Genomic DNA, 22,950 nt, shown 5'->3' with positions numbered 1-22,950 from the left:
CCCCTCCTCTCCAACCACTGATTCACCTTTTCAAAGTGTTCTAATTCTTCCTTGGCAATAGCTGTGAGACGATACACCAATTCCTTGTGGCTAGGATAACGGAACATCAAGTTTATAGCCACCCCAGCCGCTTTCCGCTCACAGTGGGAGTGGTCCAATAGGATAGTGTCCAGATTGGCTAGGGCCTGTGCCACCCATTGAGGACTAGTCGGTTGCCGCAACAGTTTGATGTCTGCCATAGAATACTTTGATGGCCGCCAACATATAATAGGATAAACTACATCTGTTAGACTAGATATAGTAGCCGGCAAGGAAAAAGCATGAACCACCATTGATAGGCAAAAGTAATGGGCAGGAGAATAGTATTTGGGGACGTTCATGGACACTACAGGGCGGTTTGTGCCCTTTTGGACAAAATCAGCCCCTCCCATAGTGACACCCTCTATTTCCTTGGAGATTTGATCGACCGGGGGCCTGAAGTAGCCAGGGTGGTGGAATTTGTGAAGGAAAATAACCATTATTGTATCCTCGGCAACCACGAGATAATGTTACTAGACTCCCTAGGAGGCAAAACCATAAATCCCATAGCCTTCCAAACATGGTTGCGCAACGGCGGAAATGCCACAGTGGCCAGTTACGGTCAAAAAGTACCACCCCCCGAACACATTGAATGGTTTAAAACCCTCCCCCTGTATATAGACTTGGGGGATTTTTGGTTAGTCCATGCCGGTGTTCACCCCAATTTGCCCATTAGCAAACAATCCCAGGCTCAATTTTGTTGGATTCGTCAGGAATTCCACTGTATCGAGAAACCCTACTTCCCCGACAAGACTATCATTGTAGGACATACCATCACCTTTACCTTTAATGGCCTAAAACCAGGGGATATCGCCCAGGGAGAGGGTTGGCTAGGTATTGACACTGGCGTATATCATGTCCCCCTTGGCAGACTCACTGCCCTGGATTTGGATAACTCTCTTGTATATCAGGTGGACGGTAATGGTCACAACTTCCGTTGTCTGCCACTTTCTGAGGTGACCCACAAGATTAACCGCCGCCATTTGTTTTCCCGCAGTCTCACCAAACTACTTTTGTAACAAGAAGCCCCCCCTCCACATCCCTTGCATAGAAGAGTAAAATCCGACTACAATTATAACTTGCTGTTCTTATCCCATAAAAGGAGACTGGACCATGAGTCGCGTATGCCAGTTGACGGGCAAAAGAGCTAACAACGCCTACGCCGTTTCCCACTCCCACCGCCGCACCAAAAAACTACAACATGTTAACCTGCAATACAAACGGATTTGGTGGCCAGAGGGCAACTGTTTTGTGAAACTACGTCTTTCAACCAAAGCCCTCAAAACCCTCGACAAAAAAGGACTAGCCGCCATGGCAAAAGAGGCAGGCATCGACTTAAGTAAGCACGTCTGCAAATAATACTTCCGCCACCCGCTTGGGTTAAACCTCTTCTCTATCGACACTGCCAAAAAACACTGGTTCGATTCTTATTCCTACCACTTGCGAAGGGCGTATTACCATGTATTCGCCCTGCATCGTTTTGATGGGGACGCTGATAAAGTCCTTGGAGTCGGCCTTCGGCACCAACTCCCCGCTGTACCACTTCTGGAAATCCTGTATACTGGGGAAACGCACTTCTTCCCGGTGGCCACCACTGAGGAGAATGTGTACCAAATACTCGTCTGGTTTTCTCGCCATATACTTCTCTTTCTCTTACTGCCGTTTTACTATTTTGACACAAAATCCCACTACAGATATATCCCCCGTAACCCAATCCCAAAACCCCTACCCCCTCCCCATCACAAATCCCCTCAATTTGCGAAAACAATGGGACAAATCACATTGCTCCACCATGGTAAGCCCCTCCTCCCCCACCAAGGCCATATTGTTATATTCCCCCACATCCCCAACTTCCTCCTCCACTTCTGGTTGAATCAAATGCAAAAATTCATAATTAAAGCTTTGTACTACACTCCCCCTTCTCATCCAACTATTTAATATTTGTTCCACCGAAATCGCCTTTAACCTACCCTGGTAAATGGCCTCTGCTACTGCCAGGGGAATCCAAGATTGGGGATATCTTCTGGTCCATTTTACTAATAAGTCCCTCATCCTGTATCCATTTAGCTCAAAATTGTAAAATCTCATCAGAACAACTGCCCTTCTAATATTACTTGAACTCTTATTGGTTGAACTCCCATTCACCTTTTTGCCAAAAAGTGCCACAATTTAGCCTCACATTCCCTTTTGCCCCACCTCCCCCTTGCTTTTCAATCATTTTACCGGAAAACCCTTTTTTTTCTCAACTCAATAGGGCTCATTGTCCTACTTCCCCCAAAAAAAGACAAAAGGCCGCCCCCTCACCGCCAAGGGTGAAGAAAAGACGGCCATGGTAACGATGGCACCAGTTTAACAGAAAAAAAGAAAATTGTCAAGGAGGAGAGATGGGTATATAATGTGTCAGTTCGTTGCGGCCCGGGAAAATGACTAAAAAGTCTCATGTCTAGACCAGTTTTATATCTAGCAATAACCAATCATGGTTTCGGCCATGCGGTAAGAATGGCATCAGTGGCTAATAGAATAAAACAAATAAACCCAGACATATTGTTGATAATTGCCACCACCGCCCCAAGATGGCTATTAGAAGCCTACATCCAGGGAGATTTTATCCACCGCAGTAGGGCATTCGACGTGGGCGTAATACAATCTGATAGTCTCACCATGGATTTGGATAGTACACTTGCCCGTCTCAGAGAATACCAACAGAAAGAAAAAACAATAGTCACCCAAGAAGTGGAATTCGTCCGTCTAAACAAAGTAAGTCTAATAGTAGCAGACATTCCCGCTATGGTGGCAGAGGTAGCTTCTTTAGCAAACATCCCCTGTTGGATGGTGGGCAATTTCGGTTGGGATTTTATCTATCGCAGCTGGGGTGGCGAATTCACTGCCATAGCCGACTGGTTGGCTAGTCACTACCACAAGGTGGACAGACTGTTTCGTTTGCCCATGGCAGAGGAAATGCAAACTTTTCCAGTGAAGGAAGATGTTGGCCTAATCGGCAGTCAACCCCGTTATCCCCAAGAGGAGATACGTACTCGTTTTAATCTGACAAGGGATAAAGAGAAAACTGTCCTACTCACCTTTGGCGGTTTGGGATTAGAAGCTATCCCCTACCACAATCTTTCCCTTTTCCCCGACTGGCAATTCATTACCTTTGATAAAAATGCACCCCCTTTACCCAATCTGTTAAAAGTCACAGACAAAACCCTCCGCCCAGTAGATTTCATGCCCCTGTGTGGCAAAGTAGTGTGTAAACCCGGATTTAGCACCTTTGCCGAGAGTATGTGTTTGGATGTGCCCATCATTAGCCTCACCCGCGACGGCTTTGCCGAGGCACACATCCTCCTGGAAGGGTTGCGTCAGTATAGCTACCATCGTATCATCCAATGGCAGGAATTTTTTCACGGCAATTGGGATTTCTTGAAAAAAGATGTTTTGCCCCCCCTCAGCAACAAAAAAATAGATAAACAGGGGGCAGACTATATTGCCAGAGAAATAGCCCTCTTTTTGGCCTCGCCCTAAGTCTCAGCCTAAATCAAATTTAATGAGCCCAAAAAGCCCGTCACAATCCTAGTCCCATCCTTAAGAATATGAATTTCTACTTGATCTGATGCCCAATTTAGTTTATCCTTAAAGTCGGGGTTGAATACATGAACCCTTTGATTACTAGAAGAAACCAGGGAATCAGGAGAATTAATAGCCAAAGACTGAATATAAGGCCCATCAATCAGTATATCCAACTGGGATAATAACTCTTGGGAATGGGGTGGTGCGTCAGGCAATTGCAATTGTTCCAGGGTAAAACCCGTAAAGGACATTACACTCAACCCCCTCTCTTTCAATAACCTAGCTAACTTCGCCAAAGCCCCTGCCTGCCAAAAAGGTTCCCCCCCAGAGAATGTAACACCATCATTACGAGGATTACTTAATATCTGTTCCGCTAAGTCATAAATGGAAACAATCTGATTGGGTTGAAACGGCCAAGACTGAGGGTTAAAACAACCAGGACATCCTCGATTACACCCCTGTACCCATACTACCGCACGGCGTCCAGGCCCATTTACCTCCGACTCATCCACATAACCCATGATATTAACATGGTCTGGAGGTATAAAATCCAATACTGGTTTCTCCTTCATATTCCCCCAACTGACTAGCTGTTTTCCTCTATTGTAGCTATTGAATTGGCTCTAGAATTATTATTACCCTTTTGAAACCATCCCCCATACTGTTGTTGCTGTATACTTCCACTTGAACTATAACCTGTCTTGAAAGATTATCCACTAATGTTGCCCTACTTCTCCAAGTCCAAATCCCATCGCACCATCGCCCTACGGTTGGAAACAAAACAAACCTCCATCCCCATTGCTAAACCCTTCCTTGCCCTTCTGGTTGTATCCTTTCTTGCGGGCTGTGGGAAAATAGAAGAAAGGGTTACCTGTCAAATGCCTTTTGCCACCACAACCCCCCCAGACACAGCTAGCACCAGTCAACCCCTAGATGTTTCCATTTACGTGGATGGCAGTGACTCCATGTTGGGATTCGTCTCAAGACCCAACAGCAACTATGTCAAAATGATGGAAATACTAGCCACCAGTATCACCGAAGACAACAATACCAGGATAGAATACTACCGTCTTGGAGAAACAAAACCCCTCACCCGCACCAGATTCCGTCAAGACTCCAAACTAACTATATTCTACGACAGTAAGGACCCCACCTACCAGCCCATCACTAGTCCTATACAGTCGGCTATTATCCCCCCCGCCGAAGGAAGGGAAAAACTCACCATCATTGTAACTGATTTAGAGGGAGATGACCCGGGTAAGTTAATTGAAGCCCTTAATAAGAACTACTTTACCCGAGGTGGACAGGATTATACCATAGGCTTTATTGGTGTTAAAAGTCAATTTGATGGTGTTGTTTTTAACCCCTTTACCGGCAAAGCTAAGTTTAAATATACCAGTGATGAAAATAACCCTGACACCTATCGTCCATTCTATCTTATCCTCATAGGGAAATTTGACAGAATTGCCCGTTATTTTGAAGAATACAAAAGACTCGCCCCCGACTTACAACAATATAGTGAAATGTTCATCTTCCCTGGCAAAAATGTTTTAAAACACCCGGTAAGTTTAGGTAGTTTTGTTGACATCCAAAACAACTCTCAATTACCAGAAGGTGGACAAATAGAAAGAGTATTTGCCTTATCTGATGCCAGGGTTGTAGTTACCCCGGAAAATGAGAAAACTAGCGCCTATGACTTCCTTAACATTATTAGCAATGACCAACCCACGGTTACCATCAAATATTCTACACCTTTTCCTCAACTGGCAACTCCCCAAAACAGCAACAATACTCTTCTGATTACCGAAGATAATTTAACAACAAAAACCAGAGTTTATACTTTCAATCCCTCCCCCGCCGTCGTCAACGAAGCTGGCAACAACACCGGCAACCAAACAGTTTCTAACTCGCCTACTAGTAGTAAAAAATATTTTCGTGAAAATCCTAATGTTTCTCTACAACAGGCACTAACCATTAGTGACTTGCAACTAGACTATAACAGACAAACTCTGGAATTTTTAGCCACTCTCGATATAAATAAACTCCCACAACCCCAAATCTACCTCTTTGAAACGGACTTAATCCTCAATGAGCTCGAGGGACTGGATTGGTGGTACAATTGGAGTGATAATAGTGGTACCGATGGTTCTAAAACTTTGAATTTGTCCATATTTATGAATAGACTAAAAACCCTTAGCATGGAAGCCCTAAAAAACGAGAGTAATGATGTGGTAATAGGTCGTTTTTGTATAGGTGTTCAGAAAAATAAATAGGAGGTATATATGAATGAAGCTGACTTATCACAAATTTTTACCACCCTACAACAATTGGAATCGCGGGTGAGACAATTAGAATCCCAAAAAACCATTTCTGCCTCTGCTGCTTTGTCACCCCCAAAACCCCTCAAAATTCCCCTGGAAAAATTTGTAGAAATATACAATGATGTACCGACAATTTTTGAAGAATATGCTACCCCGGTTTCCCTCACTGCAGATAGCTACAGGGGTAAAAACTTAAATCAAATAGTTGTAGAAACTTCCCCTTCCGGAAATTACTGGATTCTTCTACTGGAAAATTCTAGAGAAAAACAATATCTTCTAGTCTTAAATCCCCTTAGGAGAATTAGGGTGGCGGACAATAAACACAGTATTAATTTTCTCTTCGATTTACCATCAGGATTCAAGACGGCAGGGAGTGGTAATTTGTATTTAGATAAGCCAGCAATTGTAAAAATGCTTCCCGGTGGCAACCAGTGGCTTTTACAAAACAAGGGTATTCTCGCCACCTACCTCCCCAAGTCAGCAACAAGAATCCCCTCTGTTGACAGTCAAAACAGGAATCAATGGCAGGAAGATTTGAAGTCTTTTAGAGAAGAATTTGAAAGGGAAATCAATAACAAAATAGTTCTACTGGATAAGAAGTTGTTGTCCCTTCAAAAGGAATGGATTAAGAAGCAGGAATTGCCGGAGGATAAAGCCAAAGATTACGAGGCGAAAATAAATCATTGGCAGGAATACCCGCCACTTTTAAAACAACAAGATTCTGAGTCGCTAGCCCATTGCAAGGACAGGAAATACCACGAGGAATTGGAATCCCTAAAAACAAAAATAGAGTCCCTTATGGAGGACCTGAAAAATACAAGGGATGAAGTGGAGTCGAGACAATTGTTGTTGGAAAAAATTACGAAATACTGTCTCTCAAAAATAGCGAATATTGAGCATTTGTACGAAATGGAAAAAGGAGGAGTGGCAGAAAACAATGGCAGGGAAATGGGGTGGACGATTGACGACAGTGTCGAGGAAATAATGTCCCCATTTGTCACAAGAAAGAATCATATCAAAACCGAGGGAAAAGTCTTAGACTACAGTCAGGAAGAACAAGAATTATTGGATTTATATAACCAGAATTATCGACTACTATCCAGGGTTTCTTATTTGTTGGTTGATATAGTGACCAGAGGTGGAGAGACTGATGATGGGAAGGCATTTTTTAAATCGAATATAACGGGGGATTTTTGTATAACAGTAGGCATTAGAAACTATTATGTTTTTCCTAATCGTCTCAAAATTTTTTCTAAAGGGATACTAGAGGCAGCAATTTATACTGGACTATTCCAAGCATTGAGTCCCATTCCGGATGTTATCCTAGGAGAGGACATAAAAGTAATTAAACCAGCTAAGCTGGAAAGAATAACTAACGAAGAGTGGAAAATCATAGAAGCCGGTAAAATAGACTTCAGCTAGTAACCGAAGGAGTTGTTTCTTTTTGTTAAAACCGCTTTTCCCCTCCCCCCAGGCAAGAAGAAAGAAAACCAATAATCATAGTTATCCACACCCCCCAGTGGGGGATTCCCCATATGTTTTGACTTATAAAAGGAATTTATAATAGCCACTAAGGGGAAGAAATTTAACCCCTCACAACCACCCATATAGCAGGAATTATGCAGCCTACCAACCCACAAAAATTCACGGAAAAAGCTTGGGAGGCAATAGTAAAAACTCCCGACATTGCCAAACAGAATCAACACCAACAAATAGAGACTGAACACCTGTTAAAATCTCTTCTCGAACAAGAGGGATTAGCGGTAGATATTCTCAATAAAGCAAATGTAAACGTATCCCGTTTTCGAGATAGAGTAGATGATTTTATTCAAAGACAGCCGAAAATTAAAAATGTAGGCGATTCAATCTATTTGGGCAGAAGTCTAGATTTGCTATTAGATTTTGCAGAAAAGTATCGCCAGGAGTTTGGGGATGAATATATCTCCATCGAACACATGATGCTAGCCTACAGCCAAGATGATCGCCTTGGCAAACATATTTTCAGAGAGTTCGACTTGGACGAATATAAACTCAGAAAAGTAATCAAAGAAATAAGGGGGAGTCAGAAAGTGGTAGATCAAAACCCAGAAGCTAAATATCAGTCTCTAGAAAAATATGGCCGCGACCTGACAGCTTTAGCCCGTGCCGGTAAACTAGACCCTGTTATTGGTAGGGATGACGAGATACGTCGTACTATACAGATACTATCAAGAAGAACAAAAAACAATCCCGTACTGATAGGTGAACCAGGTGTAGGTAAGACGGCAATCGTAGAGGGCCTAGCTCAAAGAATAGTCAACCGAGATGTGCCAGAATCCTTATTAGACCGTACCCTCATCGCTTTGGATATGGGGGCATTAATAGCTGGTGCTAAATATCGGGGAGAATTCGAGGAAAGACTAAAAGCTGTATTAAAAGAGGTTACCGAATCCCGGGGCAATATCATCCTTTTTATCGATGAGATTCACACGGTTGTAGGAGCAGGCGCTACCCAGGGGGCGATGGATGCGGGCAACCTACTAAAACCCATGTTAGCCCGTGGAGAATTGCGTTGTATTGGCGCCACCACCTTGGATGAGTATCGCAAATACATAGAAAAAGACGCCGCCTTAGAAAGACGTTTCCAACCCGTATATGTAGACGAGCCCAATGTAGAAGATACTATTTCTATTTTACGGGGATTGCGGGAACGTTATGAAGTCCATCACGGCGTCAGAATTTCCGATAGTGCTCTTGTAGCTGCTGCTGTATTATCAAATCGTTACATCAGTGACCGTTTCCTGCCGGATAAGGCCATTGACTTGATAGACGAGGCGGCGGCGAAACTGAAAATGGAAATCACTTCTAAACCGGAGGCTCTAGACGAGGTGGACAGGAAAATAATGCAATTAGAGATGGAAAGACTGTCTCTGAAGAAAGAAAATGATCCCGCCTCTCTAGAAAGACTGGAGAAGATAGAGAAAGAGATTGAACAATTAAAACAACAACAGTCAGCTTTAAATGCCCAATGGCAGGCAGAAAGAGAGATCATAGACAAAATCCGCAGTATCCGTGAAGAAATTGAAAGGGTCAACGTAGCCATCCAACAGGCGGAAAGAGACTACGACTATAACAAGGCGGCGGAATTGCGTTATGGCAGACTCACCGATTTACAAAGACAATTGAAAGATGCTCAAGCCATCCTAGCAGAAAAACAAACTAGTGGCAAATCCCTCTTACGGGAGGAGGTGACAGAAGCAGATATCGCCGAAATCATCTCCAAATGGACTGGCATTCCCGTCAGCAAACTAGTAGAATCGGAGAAAGAGAAACTGTTACATCTAGAAGAACAACTCCACAAACGTGTAATAGGCCAAGATGATGCCGTAAGGGCAGTATCAGAGGCCATACAACGCTCTCGTGCGGGCCTATCTGATCCTAACCGTCCTACTGCCAGTTTCATCTTTTTGGGGCCAACCGGTGTGGGGAAAACCGAACTGGCCAAAGCCCTGGCGGAAATCCTCTTTGACACCGAGGAGGCCATGGTACGCATCGATATGTCCGAATACATGGAGAAACACAGTGTATCTCGTTTAATAGGTGCGCCACCGGGGTATGTAGGTTATGAAGAGGGGGGACAGTTAACAGAGGCCATTCGTCGTCGTCCTTATTCTGTTATCCTCTTTGACGAGATTGAGAAGGCTCACCCGGACGTTTTCAACATCATGCTACAGCTGTTGGACGATGGTCGTCTCACCGACTCTCAGGGTCACACAGTGGATTTCACCAATACTATAGTCATCATGACCAGTAATATAGGGTCCCAGTATATATTAGACCTGGCCGGGGATGAAAGCAAGTACGAGGAGATGCGCAACCGGGTGATGGAGGCGATGCGCGCCAATTTCCGTCCGGAATTTCTCAACCGCATTGACGAAATTATCATCTTCCATGGTCTCAACAAGGAGCAATTACGTCAAATCGTCCAACTGCAGGTAAATCGTCTCCAATCCCGTCTAGCCGAACAAAAACTCTCCTTGAAGCTATCCGAAAGTGCCATTGACTTTTTGGCCGAAGTAGGCTACGATCCGGTCTACGGTGCCAGACCCTTGAAACGTGCCATCCAACGTTATCTAGAAACCACCATCGCCAAAGCCATCCTCCGCGGTGAGTTTAAAGAGGGCGACACCATTTACGTGGATGTAGAAGATGAAAGACTAATCCTCAAACACCACAACTAACACAATAGCTGCCCCTCTGAAGAAGCCTTTTCCCTCCACCACCATTTCTCCGGTGGCCCTAAAATTTTTCCCTCTCCCCTTAACAAGGGGACTTTTACTTTATAGGTATAGGAATTAGGTATAGGATGAGATGCGTTATAAGAATAGGCAATAGTGGGATTTTACTTATTGATGTTGGGTTTGGATGACCCAAAAACCCGATTTTGGCACAACAAGCCCATCAAATTGGCGGAGTTTGAACCGGAAGACTTTTTTGGAAGTTTCTGATAATTTAACTGCCCTGGCATGGATTAAAATAATTCCCCCACAGAGGAATAGAAAGACTGCCGGGGCAAGTATTTTATATATACCGAAGAGAAACTAGAAGTACAAGTGGATATGGGTTCAAAGTATTTTTAAATGGGCAAATAGAGGAGAAAATAAGGGGTTAGATGGATTCGATAAGGAAAAAAGGACTCCTAGAGACACTATTAGAAATAGAGAAACTTATAGAATTAGAAATAGTATTATCAGCTATTTAACCTGCTGTTTCCCCAAAATTCCCATTTAAAGGATTCACACACAACAGTGTCTGGGAAATAAATAATAATAATGATTCTTGCCAAATAACAGCCACCCCACCCTCAGGGACATGTTTTTATCCCCACCAGCCTGCGGAGACTATGTGGGAAATATTCCCACTTACATAAGATTGCCGACTCTCTCCCGCAATGGCAATCCATCTTTTCGTTGTGTTATGGACAAAAGCAATGCCTATACTTTGCTGACTAACTGCTTGTTAGCGTGAAGTTCCAGAAGGTCAATTAAACCGAAAATCAGGGAAAAAAAGGCATCGGGATGGCCGGATTTGAACCGACGACATCCTGCTCCCAAAGCAGGCGCGCTACCAAGCTGCGCTACATCCCGTAGAGTAGTAAACGGATAACATTGTAACTCATGGGAGGGGAGTTTGGCAAGGGCTAAAGGTTAGTTAGGGTACCAAAACATGCCTTTGATGCCCTCGGGATCGGCAACAAAACCAAGGCGACGATAAAATTCTACCACATGGGGGTCGGCAAAGAGGGTGACATTGCTGATGTCGTCTTTACGAAGTTTGTTGATTATGTACTTCATAAAGGCTTTGCCAAGGCCCTTCCTTTGAAAGCGGGGGTGGATTACCACATCCCAGATGGTGGCGTTGAAGGCATGATCTGAGGTGGCGCGAGCAAAGCCAATAAGGGTGGTTTTACCGTTATTACCCTTTACTTCCCAGGCGGAGGCAACTAAATAGCTATGTTCCAGTGCTTTTTTTACTTTTCTTAACGGTCTTCTGGCCCAACCTACGGAATCGCACAACTCCTCTAATTCATATAAGTCAATGGGGCGATTGGTACTGAAAAAAATACGAGAACTACCGAAAATATTGGGGTCTAAATTGAGCCATTCTCTTTCCTCAGTGGAGTTGGCGGGGTTTTTGTCGTTTTCGTTTTTGTTAAAAAATCTTTGTAACCAAACCATGCCTAGGGGGACTAATATACTAAAAAACTGGCTTGTTGATATTATGGGGCAGGGATTAATAGGATCCCTCTTTTCTGATTGTAAATGATCTCAAGCTCCCTGATAGACTTATTATTTGTGAAATTTTAGTCTTGGTTAACTGACAATCTGATTGATAAACTGATTGATGAACAAACCGGAAAGTGTGTCTATAAGAGTGCCTGCCACCACGGCCAATCTGGGGGCCGGGTTTGACTGCATTGGCGTGGCCTTATCCCTTTACAATCAATTTCAATTCACTGCTAGCGATTCCGCCACAACCATAACGGTAGAAGGGGTTGAATCTGGGACTATATCTTTGGAAGAGGATAATTTGTTGTACCGTTCTTTTTCCCACTTGTATCAACACATTGGCAAAAAAGTCCCTGCTGTGAATATAAGGGTAAAAGTCAATGTGCCCCTGGCCAGAGGCTTAGGTAGTTCGGCTACTGCCATAGTGGGGGGGTTGTTGGCGGCCAACCATTTTGCTTCTTATCCTCTTTCCCCGGAACAGTTGCTGGATTTGGCCATTGAGATAGAGGGGCATCCTGATAATGTGGCGCCGGCTATGTTGGGAGGCTGTATTCTCTCTGTGGGAGACAGGGGTAATCGCCATTTTGTGCCCATTGACTGTCATGAGACAATCAGGTTTGTGGTGGCCATTCCCGATTTTGAACTGTCTACCTCCCAGGCAAGGGCGGTATTACCGCAGTTTCTTAGTTATGAACAAGCAGTGTTTAATATTGCCCACTTAGGACTACTGGTAAAAGCCTTAGAAACGGGGAAGCCGGAGTGGTTGAAGGAGGCACTAAAGGACAAACTACACCAGCCCTACCGTCAAAGTTTAATTAGGGGATACGAGAGGGTTTATGAGGCGGTATTGGGGGCAGGGGGCCATGGCATGGTGATTAGTGGGGCTGGCCCCACTTTACTGGCCCTTTGCTCCCCTGGCTGTGTATCCGAGGTGATGAGGGCAATGGGAGAAAGCTGGGGGGAGGAGGGAGTAAGGGCCACTGTCAGGTGTTTGGAAGTGGATAGGGAGGGGGCAAAGGTGATTGTCCCCTAATTGCGGGTTTGGATTCGCGCCAGTCTAGCATTCCGGTAATAATGAGCCAATATCTGACGGTAGTTGATTCCGTTAGACGCTAGGTATTGAGCTCCCCATTGACTCAATCCTAGGCCATGGCCAAAGCCACGTCCATAAATCTCTAAACCATTGTCAGAAACATTGGCACGGAATAAGGTACTACGCAAATCCAGCACCTTTCGTAAATCCGCCCCAGAAACCACACGACTGCCCCTATCTCCCACTATAGTCATGGTGACAATTCGACCTCTGGGGGTAGTCTTTTGGGGCACTAGGGCGCGGATATTTCCCACATCCCCCACTATGCCGCGTAGAATACTGGGGGAAACGGTTTTTGTCCAACTGAATACAGGGCTGGTTTGATCGTAGTCTACTACTCCCCGCAGGTAGGGAAGGGGAGAAAGCCAAATATCTTCTACGTTTTCCGTATGGCCACCAGAAGAAGCATGGAACACCGCCAGAATCACTTGACCATTGTAGGTCATTACTTCTCCTTTCGTCTCCCTCACTGCCTGATGGGTTGTAGTATACTCGCTGTTCAGTCCTTTATACACTTGGGTGGCCACAGTATTGTCCAGGTCAAACAACTGATTGGCACTAGTATTACGCTTGTATAAGGCATATGTACGAGCAGCCACTGCTTGAGCCTTGAGGGCGTCTAAGGGCCAACTGGGAATGGCCTCGGCCCCCACGACACTATACAAGTAATCCTCCAGATCTACGTAGTTGATGGCAGTGAGGGCATCTCCTTGGGGCACCAGTAAAACCCTACCACGATACCAGCCATCCCCAATCCAGACAAACCCACCGCCACTGGGCTCAAGCCAAAGACGGTTGGATTTCCATTGCCCAATGGCCACGTTGCCTCCCTCGGCACTGGATATAAAAGAGTTCATTCCAGCTATTTGCCCCACCACCCTACCTCTAGCATCTCTGACGACAGCAGGAGTTGAACTGCCTACTTGTAGGCTACTTACCCCCTTTTTCACTGCCACCCTCAACTCCACGGCAGCTAGGGGGGGTGTTAACAGCAACCACAACAGCAGTGGTTTTAAAAGGCCAAGCCAGCGGTATAACGGGAACTTTCCACTCATACTCTCACACCCTAAACCGAACTTACCCGATCAACTTGATGGTTTCAACTGACAAAAAGCTCCTTCTGTTATGATGGGCAGAGGGATTGTCTTCTCAAAGCCATCGTCAATTCGGCTTTTGTCACAATCCCCAAGATGGGGGTTGACATGTTTACCCCTTTCCCCCTTTTTAGGTATAACAATGTGGCTCATGCCAATAAAATACACCCCTTTTGAAGTATAAAACACACTGGGTACATTTGCTTCTTTGTGTTTTTTTTTGTGTTGTGTTTTCGGAGCTATAGTTGTTTTGTAATTTTTAGTGTTATAGGACTGGACTACCCCTATCAGAGAGCCTTTACGTTTTTTGCTGTTTACTACTGAGAATAGGAATGGTGGAAGGTGCTGAGTTTGTAGACTTTGGAAGTGCAAATAGTATTCTTATTTGGCCTATGTCTTCATTGCCCGGGGGCTTATTTTCCAGAATTTATACCTATACTTGAAATCATTGTGGGAATAAGTGGAGTCGAAAAAAGTAGGTTTTATTCCTATCTGTTGTTTCTTCCTCGTGAAATTCAAAAGATATGAAACTGGCAAAAGTGGTGATATTTTGTTTACCTCTACTGACGGGCAGTGTTTCTAGGGTATGGGCTGGGGAATCTGACATACCTAAACTGCCTACCAACGTGGATAACCTAAGAAATTTGGGCAGTGCCCAACAGCTTTTGTCTCAACCGGGTAATACTCAACTGCTTCTATCTCAGGGGGTTGAATACAGTCTCACCCCCTTACAATTGTTTCCACCTGCGCCGATGACGGTAGAGACGGCCAACATTCTCCCTTCTAAGGCAGTTTATACCACCTATGGCACCCATGTTTATAGCCTGTTTGGAGATGTTCCAGGAATAGGCCTACAAGTGTATAATGGCTCTATAGACTGGGGGGTGACTGACAATTTTCAGGCGGGGTTGGCTTTATCTTTCTTTGATGATATTCTAGGGGAGCCCATAGCCGGTAGACCCACTAATTTTGGTTTTTTCTCCCTGGCGCCTCGGCTAAAGTATCGTTTTGTCAGGGAAGACAATTATGACTTGGCGGTTGTAGCCTCTGTAGAGTGGTTGAAGATTACTTCGGAGAATCGTTTATTCAATGGGGGTATCAGCAGTCGTCAAACTAACACTGTAGCCCTTAGTATTCAAGTACCCTACACCTATAGTTTCAGTGAAAATACCCAATGGCATTTGGTGGGAGGGTTAAACATCTTCCCCGAGACTATCAACGACGGTGGTGATTTTTATGGCACCTTCTTCAACTTGGGCACAGGTGTCAGTATTCGCCTCCATGACAGATTTGGTTTGTTTGCCGATGTTAACATCCCCATCGGGCCGGGTCATAATAGTGTAGATGCCAATGGAAGACTGGAGAGGAGTGCAGTCTGGAGTGCTGGCTTGAGTTATATACATAGTCCAAGCGTAGCTGTGGACCTATCAGTAACCAACCGTTTGGGCACTACTCCAGCCACTCGTTTACTGGCTTTTCCTACCAGGGGGGATGATGTGGCCTTGGGGCTGAATGTGCGTTATACTCCTGATATATTCGTCGACTACCCCCCTAGTTTTGCCTCTACCCCTCTCCCTCCACTCACAGGGAGAGATAAACAGTTGCTTTTTGACGGAATAACCCTGACTACTGCCGATACTCTCAGACAGGGCACTTTTTTTGTCGACACGGGACTACGTCCTAATTTTAACATTCAGGTGGCCTATGGAATGAGTGACGATGCTCAGTTAGAATTTATAGGGCAACAACTGTCAGACAGCAAAAAGCCTATTGGCAACTCTTTCAAATTCGGAGGTGCTACTAAACTGCGTTTTCTTGATCAGGCAAGGGGAGATGCTTTCTCTTTTAGTATTCGGGGGGCATTTTTAGAGGCTTCTGAGGGGGATACTGACGGGGTGGGTGCCTTTTCAGCAGAGGGGATTTTTTCTTATTCTCCCACCAGCCAATTGGCACTATTCCTCAACCCTAAAGGGGGATTTTTTGGCAATAACCGCCTTGTGGGTTTAGGCTTGGGGGTTAACTTCCAGCCTTCACCGGGGTTACAATTCCTTGGGGAGGTTACCCCCATGCTAAGCAATGATGCCACCGTCTGGGCCATTGGTGCCCGTTATTTCTCCTCAAATGGTAATATGGGTATCGGTTTATATGGTACTAATGCTGCTGCTAGTGGTAATATTGGCAGTATGCTTGCCCGTAAGAACAACGATTTCACTCTTGGTTTTAACTTCATGTGGTTGTTTGGGCATTAGCTAGGCGTTGGGGGTATGGTGGCTAAGGGAGACTACTTTGCGCCCCAAGGAGCTTATTGATATTTTCTATCATTTATTTTCCCCAGTATTGGTAGCCATATCCCCACAAATATTCTTTTTCCTCCCTTATTAGTGAATAACTTTTGCCAATTTTCTCTTTTCTCTCTCTCTTATTTGCTCACTGTTTTTAATATTTACTTTCATTACACCTCCAATTCCGCCCTGTACCGCCTACATCATGTCCCCTGAATCTCGATTATACTTTTCCTTTATTATCCCCGTCTATATGATTATATTTATCAAATAAAAAATGCCCAGGTCAGCCCCTGGCAGTCACGTCTCCTGCCGTCCATCGCCACCATTCTAGCAAAGCCCCCTGCCTTTTTGGGTTCTTTATTAAGAAACGTAAAGAGAATGTGGGATGTAGAGTGTAGGGGATAGGATTTGGGGGGGTTTGTAATTATAAACCCGTGCGGGGTTTGGCTATGTCTCCCACCTTAAATCCCCTGCCGGAGACTATTCTGCCAAGACTGGAGGCTTCATCCACATCATACAATTCTATTTCTCCCAGGGGTACTGTAATACGACGGATTACTTGCCCACTCTGGGGATCTTTTACCTCCCTTTCCACTCTTTCGATGGCTAACCGCATCCCCACCCGATAACCTTCCTTTTTCCCCTTGTTTAGCACTACCGTATTGCCGGTTACATCTGCTACTATAGCCGTGGTACTAGGGACTACAGGGGTTATGGCAGAGAATTTGGAATATTGGCGATTCATTTCCTCTATAACTTGATCTACAGCCTTTACAGCCGCGGAGGCAAGAAGTTGCCCTTCCTGGCTAGAAGAATAGGTGCCACCGCCTCTGCCCCATACGTATACTCGAGGGTCTACTTGTGTGCTACTGCCATTGCCCTTTGCCACCATTATCACCTCGCCGGTGTTGGTGTTAATGGCGCGCACGTTGAATTCTACCACTGCCTCTGTGCTATTGCCACCGATGTTGACGCCAAACCAGCCCAGGCCTATGTTTCCCCCTCTTCTGCTAATATCAAAACGGGTTAGGCTGCCTACAATTACCACCTCTACCCCTAGTTTTCTACCTATTTCCGCCGCGGTTTGGGCATCAATTTGTCTTTTCCCTCCCCAGTCTTTCCATGGTAATAGGTTGTCTACTCTGCTTGCCTCTATCACTGTGTATTTACCCGTTTCTGCTAAGCGGTTTATGAAGATATTTCTTACTCCCCTTGTATTGTGATCCATGTATGACAACCATGTAAGGTTATCCATGGCAGCTGCGTCGAAGTCTAACACCGCAATCCTCACCTTTTCCTGAGGTTGTCTTTGGGCTACTATTGGGGGTGTTATCCTGGGTGACACCTCCACCGGGGAATCTGCTAGGGCAGGCACGGGTATAATCAGACTTAAAACTAGCCCATATATGGTTTTGTATTTCTTCATTTGTTTTCCTCCTATTCCTAGGGTTAGCCTCTTTAGCTATAGAAATGAACCATGCCACCTTATGGGTTTTATTTGCATCCTAACATGCTAGAATCTGGTTTTATTATTTGTCAGACGAGTCCCTTTCTACTTCCAAAATACCAAATTTGAGCAGATACATGATTGTTCTATATAAGATGGGTGCAATGTTTTCTCCATAAACCCTCAGAAAATAGTCCAACTCTATAGTTGGCTTCTCACTAAACTGATTGAGTATGTCATCTACCATCTCATTCTTAAAACGGGTATTTTCGCCGAAACTGGTAATCCAGATTTTCCTGATTTTTTGTAGGGATTCTCTAGCATTATTACCTAGTCTCAGCCTAGTTTCTGGGTGGAGACGCTGGCTGCTATAATGGCTAAACAGGTGAAAGGGATCATCACAAAGAGGATTGGCTCGACTATTATTCCTTACAGGCACTGACATTTCATTTATGTTTCTGATTTCCTCTAATTGTTCCCACAAATCCCTATAACGATTAATCACATTTTGCCAATCATATATCTCTTCTGCTCTTTTCCTCCCATTCTCCCCCATTTTCCTCCTCAAATCCGGATTTTCTATCAGTTTTGCCAGGGCAGAAGCACATTCTTCAATGTCTACCATGGTGGCAAAACAGGAGTAGGCAATGAACATGCTATAATTAATGGCATCTATGTGATAGTCGTGGGCAAAATTTAAAAAATAGTCTTCTGGGGGTATGATAGTGGAAATGCGAAAGCCGTCTATCTCATGACGCACCGTGTCTTTATATCCATCCCAGTCAGAGACAACCACCGGCAAACCACATGCCATCGCTTCAATGGGGGTTATGCCAAAAGTTTCCTGAATGTTGTCGGAGAGGGAAATAAATATATCAGCTGCTGACCAAATCTGCTGCCCTATCCCTGGATTTCTCCCGTCTAAGAATATATGATTCACGGAAGGGGCAAACTGTATGGCACTCTCTTTAAAAGCAATTTCTTCCCTTTGTTCCTCAAACCAGCCGCACTGAATCAAGTGAATTTTATTTTTAAAACTGGCACTATTTACGGCTTTTTCTACTGCTAAATACATGGGCACTGGATGTGCCTTGGCATAAAATATTAGCCTTCCAAAGAATAAAATTACAATATCATCTTCTGCTATGTTCAATGTACTTCTCAACCTATTTCTATATTCAGGGTTAAATTGGTAGGTTTTGGAATCAACCCCCAGGGGTATTACTGGCAACTGGAAATTGAATTTGACTGTGGTATTGAATTTTTGCCCTAAATACTCCCCCCAATCGTTTAAGATTCTCTCTACGGCCGTCTTGACGGCATTAGAGGTGCAAACTAGGGCGTCCCAGGGTTGCACTGGTGCTAATAGGAGATTTGCTATACTGTTAATGGCTTCCTTGCTGGCAATAGTATGGGTGACACCACAAATACTGTAGCCCCTTTGGTTGTAAAATCGTCTCTGCCAGGCGAAATCCCCTAAAGCTGGCCCTGGTAAATAGAGGTTGCCTACATTTTGTATTCTGGAGGATTGACTTCGGGGGATAAAAACCAGTTGGGAGGGTTGTTTTAACCAGGGGGTGACTGTGTTGCGGAAATGTTCGAATTCTGACTGGTTATCACAGTAACAGTATAGGGGTTGACCTTTTTGGGATTCTACGTAGGCTTTTAAAAACCCCTCCCCTGCTGCCATCCTCCCTAGTATTCTTGTAGTTTTTGTGGTGTAGCCTTCTGGCTTGTAAAAAATGGCAGCATTTTGTGGTTTTTTTGGGATTTTTGCTACCATTTTCACCTCCATTTTTCTGTCCTTTTTTTGGCCATATCATTGTTATTTTAGTTTAGAGGACAGCATTTCTCTCCAATACCAATAATTCTCTTAATTGGTTTGTATCTAGGTTGGTTAGCCATTCTTCTCCTGTTTCGATGGTTTGTTCAGCTAGTTGTTTTTTACCTTCTAGTATCTTATCAATTTTTTCCTCCAAAGTGCCGGTACAGATAAACTTGTGCACCTGTACATTCTGTTTTTGGCCTATGCGATACGCTCTATCAGTTGCTTGATTTTCCACTGCTGGATTCCACCATCTGTCGTAGTGAAATACATGATTGGCCCTAGTTAAATTTAGGCCTGTGCCCCCTGCTTTTAAGGATAGAATAAAAATGGGCGGGCCTTGGGGGTCATTTTGAAATCTGTCTATCATTTCTTGACGTTTTTCTGTTTTGGTATTGCCGGAGAGGAATAATACTTCTACTCCTAATTTTTCACTCAAATAGGGTTGTAAAAGGCTTCCCCACTCAGCAAACTGGGTGAAAATTAGACTCCTGTCCCCCTCTGCCACTACTTCTTCTAACATCTCTTCTAGTCTTAACAATTTTCCTGAGCGGGAGGAGGTATCTATTTTTTCTTCTTTGAGGAAATGGGCGGGGTGATTGCAGATTTGTTTCAACTTCACTAGTAAACTTAGGATTAAACCATGACGTTTGATCCCTGTACTTTCCTCTATTTCTTGTAGGGATTTTTCTACCAAATTCTGATATAATTCGGCTTGTTCTGCGGATAGGCCACAGTAGACGTTCATTTCTTGTTTTTCTGGTAAGTCTTGGATGATATTTTTGTCGGTTTTTAGGCGTCTTAGAATGAAGGGTTTAACTAGGGATTTTAGAGTTTTCAACGAGTGTTCATCTCCATATTTTTCTATTGGCAGGGTGAAACGACGTTGGAAGAATTGTTGTGGCCCTAGATATCCTGGATTTAAAAAGTCTAAAATAGACCATAATTCTGACAATCTGTTTTCTATAGGTGTGCCAGTTAAAGCTATTCTAAAATCTGATTTTAATTGTCTGACTGCCTGGGTTTGTTTTGCCTGGGGGTTTTTGATATTTTGGGCCTCGTCTAGGACGACTCCTTGCCACTCTATTTGGTTTAAAATGTCAAGGTCTCGATATACTAGGGGATAACTTGTGACTACCACATCTACATTTTTAACTGCTTCGATAAACTCGTTGTCTTTGCTACGATTTTCTCCATGGTGTAGCAAAACTTTTAGGGATGGTGCAAATTTTTCTAACTCTTTCTCCCAGTTATTCAACACAGAGGTGGGGCAAACTATTAAGCAAGGTTTTGTCAGTTCCTCCCTTTCTTTTATAGTTAAAATCAGGGCGATTAACTGTACAGTTTTTCCTAAACCCATGTCATCGGCCAGACATCCTCCTAGGCCCCATTTTTGCAGGAAATACAACCAGCTGAAACCGACTTTTTGATAGGGTCTTAGAGTTCCATTAAAATTCTTGGGTGTTTCTAAAATTTCTATCTTGCTGTTGTCATTAATACTGTTGAGTAATTCTGCCAGAGCTCCACTACTTTCAAATCCCACTACGGGCAGTTTAGCGATAGTTTCTGTGGAGCCACTGCTGAGTCTAATTGCATCTTCCACGGTGAGATTTACGGGAGTCTTACTATTATTGAAAATTTCCTCAGCAGCCTTAACGTCAGCGGGTTGTAGTGCTAGCCACTGTCCATCTACTTCTACTAGGGGGGATTTTTTGGCCAGCAAATTATGGAATTCTTTTTGGGTTAAAACCCTATTCCCTACTACCACTTTTAAGTTATAATTAATCAGGGTATTTAAAGTCAACCTTTCCCCTTTTTTGAGATTTACTTCCGCCTGTATTTTAACTCCTAAACGTTTTTCATCTGCTCCTCTGCTTAGGCCTTTTGGGAGGATAACTCCTAAACCGTTGTCTTGGAGTTGCCAGGCTACACTGCGGACAAACTGATAGGCGGAAATGGCATTTATTCTACAATAATTGGGGGTAGCTTCTTCTAGACTATCCCTAATTGGTTCAAAAAATTTAGCTGCCAATCCCAATCCTTTTAAAATAATTTCTTGGGGGTTTTCTATTAGCCTATCCCCTATTTCCAATTGGGGGTGAGGATGTATCCAAATTTGTTCTGTTGGTATGAGAAAATCTGGATTGTCGATAGCTTGGAGGAAGTAGTCTAGTCGCCAATTATCGTAGTTGTCTCCCTGGGTTGAGGAGGGGGGTTGTAATTTTAGACAAAGACGATATTGTCTTTTCCTCAACTGATGCTCAGAGGTGATTATATCTTCTTGAATGGGCAATACCCAGTGGTTAAATGCCATTCTTAGTCTTTTGTTGTTGAGGGGAGATAGATTACATTTTCTATGTAGGGGATTGCTTAAGGCTTCTATCCAGGAGGATACCATAGAGTCGGTTTTGTTAGGGATGGCGGGGAGGAGTTGACGGATTTGGATATCTATGACGGTACATAAAAATTCAAGAATTAGCTCCTGTTGTGGTATACTGGGGTCGTCTTCGTTTTCCACATAACAACGACAAATAGAGGGCATGGATTGGATAAAATGCTCCAGTCTGCTTTGGTCTATGTTACTATCTAAAACCGGCCGCCAGTAACAGTTATTTTTTTCATCAATGGTGGGAATAAATTTTTGACGGCATATCAAATCCCAACCCCAGCGATAAACATGACTCCAGAAACGTAAGTCTGAAGCGATATAGTCAGTTTTATTAAGGGGTAATTTTTGCAATATCCCTAGCATAGTGACGGGCTCAATTTTCAATCCTCCCACATCCCATGGATATAAAATTACTGAGCTTAATTTGTTGCTGATTGCCAAAAACTGTTCATATAACAGGGGGACTACTGTCTTGGATTTTGGCTTCTTTTGCACGGGAAATAGTGCCATTTCCCAATGCCAAATTGAATCTAAACTTTCTATTTCTCCACAGCCAATATTCCTGTCTATACCGCATTTTTTTAGCAGCCTTAAAATCTCCTCCTTGTCTTCTATCAAGAAGGGGTATATGTATAGAAACTCTGCTTCCAAATCGTATTTATGCTTTTCGATATTTCTCCAAGTCTCTCCCCAAATAAAAAAGTACTTCTCCTCTTTCTTTACCAGAAAACTTCCATGCAATATTGACATATTTTACACTTCTTCTTTTTCAATCAACAGGTTGCATTTAGGGAAAAACAAGACAAAATAGAGGGGGATGTGGGAGTGGATAGCTGAAAGGATATGGATGAGACTGAAACGAAAGGCAAGGGGATAAATGAGTCATCATCGGGGAGGGTTTATAATTGCCATTGCCAAAACAAAGATAATCGCCGCTGAGGCTGAGTTTATGGGATAAGACAAAAACAGTGGAAACTGAGTCAAAGGGCGAAGAAGTAAAGACAACGCCTTAGGAGCAACCAACCACCATTGTACCATCTTTGGGGCAATAATGGGAGAATTCTAGTGGTAATTGCCCCGGGA

18 protein-coding genes and 1 tRNA gene are annotated in these 22,950 nt (G+C 43.8%); 8 read left to right on the top strand and 11 right to left on the bottom strand.

Going from position 1 to position 22,950, the window contains the following annotated elements; genetic code table 11:
• The coding region (locus IGQ44_10775) for a tRNA-(ms[2]io[6]A)-hydroxylase (GenBank protein ID HIK38456.1) at positions 1 to 239 on the bottom strand (239 nt) is incomplete at its 3' end.
• Between the two features lie 108 nt (positions 240 to 347).
• Between IGQ44_10775 and IGQ44_10770 the strand changes: the two genes are divergently transcribed.
• Together IGQ44_10770 and IGQ44_10765 are read left to right on the top strand one after the other, a co-directional pair.
• Positions 348 to 1,097 (top strand): serine/threonine protein phosphatase, encoded by a 750-nt coding sequence (locus IGQ44_10770; GenBank protein HIK38455.1) that lies wholly within the window; start codon positions 348 to 350, stop codon positions 1,095 to 1,097.
• A gap of 94 nt (positions 1,098 to 1,191) precedes the next feature.
• Positions 1,192 to 1,437: a 50S ribosomal protein L28 gene (locus tag IGQ44_10765; protein ID HIK38454.1), complete on the top strand. Its 246-nt coding sequence runs from the start codon at positions 1,192 to 1,194 to the stop codon at positions 1,435 to 1,437.
• Positions 1,438 to 1,458: 21 nt separating this feature from the next.
• Here the strand turns inward: IGQ44_10765 and IGQ44_10760 are convergent, their stop codons facing one another.
• Positions 1,459 to 1,716: a hypothetical protein gene (locus tag IGQ44_10760; protein ID HIK38453.1), complete on the bottom strand. Its 258-nt coding sequence runs from the start codon at positions 1,714 to 1,716 to the stop codon at positions 1,459 to 1,461.
• Between the two features lie 87 nt (positions 1,717 to 1,803).
• Positions 1,804 to 2,166: a hypothetical protein gene (locus IGQ44_10755; GenBank protein HIK38452.1), complete on the bottom strand. Its 363-nt coding sequence runs from the start codon at positions 2,164 to 2,166 to the stop codon at positions 1,804 to 1,806.
• A gap of 351 nt (positions 2,167 to 2,517) precedes the next feature.
• On the opposite strand from IGQ44_10755, the gene IGQ44_10750 reads away from it, so the two are divergent.
• The gene (locus IGQ44_10750; GenBank protein ID HIK38451.1) at positions 2,518 to 3,600 is read left to right on the top strand and encodes a glycosyl transferase; all 1,083 of its coding nucleotides are present in this window, start codon (positions 2,518 to 2,520) and stop codon (positions 3,598 to 3,600) included.
• Positions 3,601 to 3,608: 8 nt separating this feature from the next.
• On the opposite strand, the gene IGQ44_10745 is transcribed toward IGQ44_10750, so the two are convergent.
• Positions 3,609 to 4,217: a radical SAM protein gene (locus IGQ44_10745; GenBank protein ID HIK38450.1), complete on the bottom strand. Its 609-nt coding sequence runs from the start codon at positions 4,215 to 4,217 to the stop codon at positions 3,609 to 3,611.
• A 219-nt stretch (positions 4,218 to 4,436) separates the two neighbouring features.
• Between IGQ44_10745 and IGQ44_10740 the strand changes: the two genes are divergently transcribed.
• From IGQ44_10740 to clpB, 3 genes are all read left to right on the top strand, one after another.
• The gene (locus IGQ44_10740; GenBank protein HIK38449.1) at positions 4,437 to 5,918 is read left to right on the top strand and encodes a hypothetical protein; all 1,482 of its coding nucleotides are present in this window, start codon (positions 4,437 to 4,439) and stop codon (positions 5,916 to 5,918) included.
• A gap of 9 nt (positions 5,919 to 5,927) precedes the next feature.
• Complete coding sequence (locus IGQ44_10735; GenBank protein ID HIK38448.1) at positions 5,928 to 7,388, top strand: hypothetical protein; 1,461 nt, start codon at positions 5,928 to 5,930, stop codon at positions 7,386 to 7,388.
• Positions 7,389 to 7,585: 197 nt separating this feature from the next.
• On the top strand, positions 7,586 to 10,186 hold the full coding sequence (gene clpB, locus IGQ44_10730) for an ATP-dependent chaperone ClpB (GenBank protein ID HIK38447.1): 2,601 nt from the start codon (positions 7,586 to 7,588) through the stop codon (positions 10,184 to 10,186).
• 832 nt (positions 10,187 to 11,018) lie between these two features.
• On the opposite strand, the gene IGQ44_10725 is transcribed toward clpB, so the two are convergent.
• A tRNA-Pro gene (locus IGQ44_10725) sits at positions 11,019 to 11,092 on the bottom strand.
• Between the two features lie 60 nt (positions 11,093 to 11,152).
• A complete protein-coding gene (locus IGQ44_10720) occupies positions 11,153 to 11,683 on the bottom strand; it encodes a GNAT family N-acetyltransferase (GenBank protein ID HIK38446.1) in 531 nt (176 codons plus the stop codon).
• Between the two features lie 166 nt (positions 11,684 to 11,849).
• Here IGQ44_10720 and IGQ44_10715 point away from each other — a divergent pair, with 166 nt between their 5' ends.
• On the top strand, positions 11,850 to 12,767 hold the full coding sequence (locus tag IGQ44_10715; protein HIK38445.1) for a homoserine kinase: 918 nt from the start codon (positions 11,850 to 11,852) through the stop codon (positions 12,765 to 12,767).
• Here IGQ44_10715 and IGQ44_10710 read toward each other — a convergent pair.
• Both IGQ44_10710 and IGQ44_10705 read right to left on the bottom strand, forming a co-directional pair.
• Positions 12,764 to 13,882, bottom strand: a complete 1,119-nt coding sequence (locus IGQ44_10710) for a SpoIID/LytB domain-containing protein (protein HIK38444.1) — start codon at positions 13,880 to 13,882, stop codon at positions 12,764 to 12,766. The genes IGQ44_10715 and IGQ44_10710 overlap by 4 nt on opposite strands.
• A gap of 30 nt (positions 13,883 to 13,912) precedes the next feature.
• The gene (locus IGQ44_10705; protein ID HIK38443.1) at positions 13,913 to 14,074 is read right to left on the bottom strand and encodes a hypothetical protein; all 162 of its coding nucleotides are present in this window, start codon (positions 14,072 to 14,074) and stop codon (positions 13,913 to 13,915) included.
• 371 nt (positions 14,075 to 14,445) lie between these two features.
• Here IGQ44_10705 and IGQ44_10700 point away from each other — a divergent pair, with 371 nt between their 5' ends.
• On the top strand, positions 14,446 to 16,170 hold the full coding sequence (locus IGQ44_10700; protein ID HIK38442.1) for a hypothetical protein: 1,725 nt from the start codon (positions 14,446 to 14,448) through the stop codon (positions 16,168 to 16,170).
• Between the two features lie 460 nt (positions 16,171 to 16,630).
• Here the strand turns inward: IGQ44_10700 and IGQ44_10695 are convergent, their stop codons facing one another.
• The 3 genes from IGQ44_10695 to IGQ44_10685 form a co-directional block, all read right to left on the bottom strand.
• Positions 16,631 to 17,632: a penicillin-binding protein activator LpoB gene (locus IGQ44_10695; protein HIK38441.1), complete on the bottom strand. Its 1,002-nt coding sequence runs from the start codon at positions 17,630 to 17,632 to the stop codon at positions 16,631 to 16,633.
• 103 nt (positions 17,633 to 17,735) lie between these two features.
• Positions 17,736 to 19,436, bottom strand: a complete 1,701-nt coding sequence (locus IGQ44_10690) for a glycosyltransferase family 4 protein (protein HIK38440.1) — start codon at positions 19,434 to 19,436, stop codon at positions 17,736 to 17,738.
• A gap of 52 nt (positions 19,437 to 19,488) precedes the next feature.
• Complete coding sequence (locus tag IGQ44_10685) at positions 19,489 to 22,617, bottom strand: DEAD/DEAH box helicase (GenBank protein HIK38439.1); 3,129 nt, start codon at positions 22,615 to 22,617, stop codon at positions 19,489 to 19,491.
• Positions 22,618 to 22,950: the final 333 nt, after the last annotated feature.

This window comes from Geminocystis sp. M7585_C2015_104 (genome assembly GCA_015295805.1).
Taxonomy (GTDB): Bacteria; Cyanobacteriota; Cyanobacteriia; order Cyanobacteriales; family Cyanobacteriaceae; genus DVEF01.
The sequence above is the reverse complement of the archived record's forward strand: the minus strand, read 5'-3'. Positions and strand labels throughout refer to the sequence as shown.

Bases quoted from the DNA above. Each gene is read 5' to 3' on its own strand.
- IGQ44_10745 (HIK38450.1), bottom strand. From the start codon at position 4,217: ATGAAGGAGAAACCAGTATTGGATTTTATACCTCCAGACCATGTTAAT.
- IGQ44_10750 (HIK38451.1), top strand. From the start codon at position 2,518: ATGTCTAGACCAGTTTTATATCTAGCAATAACCAATCATGGTTTCGGC.
- IGQ44_10705 (HIK38443.1), bottom strand. From the start codon at position 14,074: ATGAGCCACATTGTTATACCTAAAAAGGGGGAAAGGGGTAAACATGTC.
- IGQ44_10765 (HIK38454.1), top strand. From the start codon at position 1,192: ATGAGTCGCGTATGCCAGTTGACGGGCAAAAGAGCTAACAACGCCTAC.
- IGQ44_10715 (HIK38445.1), top strand. From the start codon at position 11,850: ATGAACAAACCGGAAAGTGTGTCTATAAGAGTGCCTGCCACCACGGCC.
- IGQ44_10760 (HIK38453.1), bottom strand. From the start codon at position 1,716: ATGGCGAGAAAACCAGACGAGTATTTGGTACACATTCTCCTCAGTGGT.
- IGQ44_10720 (HIK38446.1), bottom strand. From the start codon at position 11,683: ATGGTTTGGTTACAAAGATTTTTTAACAAAAACGAAAACGACAAAAAC.
- IGQ44_10700 (HIK38442.1), top strand. From the start codon at position 14,446: ATGAAACTGGCAAAAGTGGTGATATTTTGTTTACCTCTACTGACGGGC.
- IGQ44_10770 (HIK38455.1), top strand. From the start codon at position 348: ATGGGCAGGAGAATAGTATTTGGGGACGTTCATGGACACTACAGGGCG.
- IGQ44_10755 (HIK38452.1), bottom strand. From the start codon at position 2,166: ATGAGATTTTACAATTTTGAGCTAAATGGATACAGGATGAGGGACTTA.
- IGQ44_10695 (HIK38441.1), bottom strand. From the start codon at position 17,632: ATGAAGAAATACAAAACCATATATGGGCTAGTTTTAAGTCTGATTATA.
- IGQ44_10735 (HIK38448.1), top strand. From the start codon at position 5,928: ATGAATGAAGCTGACTTATCACAAATTTTTACCACCCTACAACAATTG.
- IGQ44_10690 (HIK38440.1), bottom strand. From the start codon at position 19,436: ATGGTAGCAAAAATCCCAAAAAAACCACAAAATGCTGCCATTTTTTAC.
- clpB (HIK38447.1), top strand. From the start codon at position 7,586: ATGCAGCCTACCAACCCACAAAAATTCACGGAAAAAGCTTGGGAGGCA.
- IGQ44_10710 (HIK38444.1), bottom strand. From the start codon at position 13,882: ATGAGTGGAAAGTTCCCGTTATACCGCTGGCTTGGCCTTTTAAAACCA.
- IGQ44_10685 (HIK38439.1), bottom strand. From the start codon at position 22,617: ATGTCAATATTGCATGGAAGTTTTCTGGTAAAGAAAGAGGAGAAGTAC.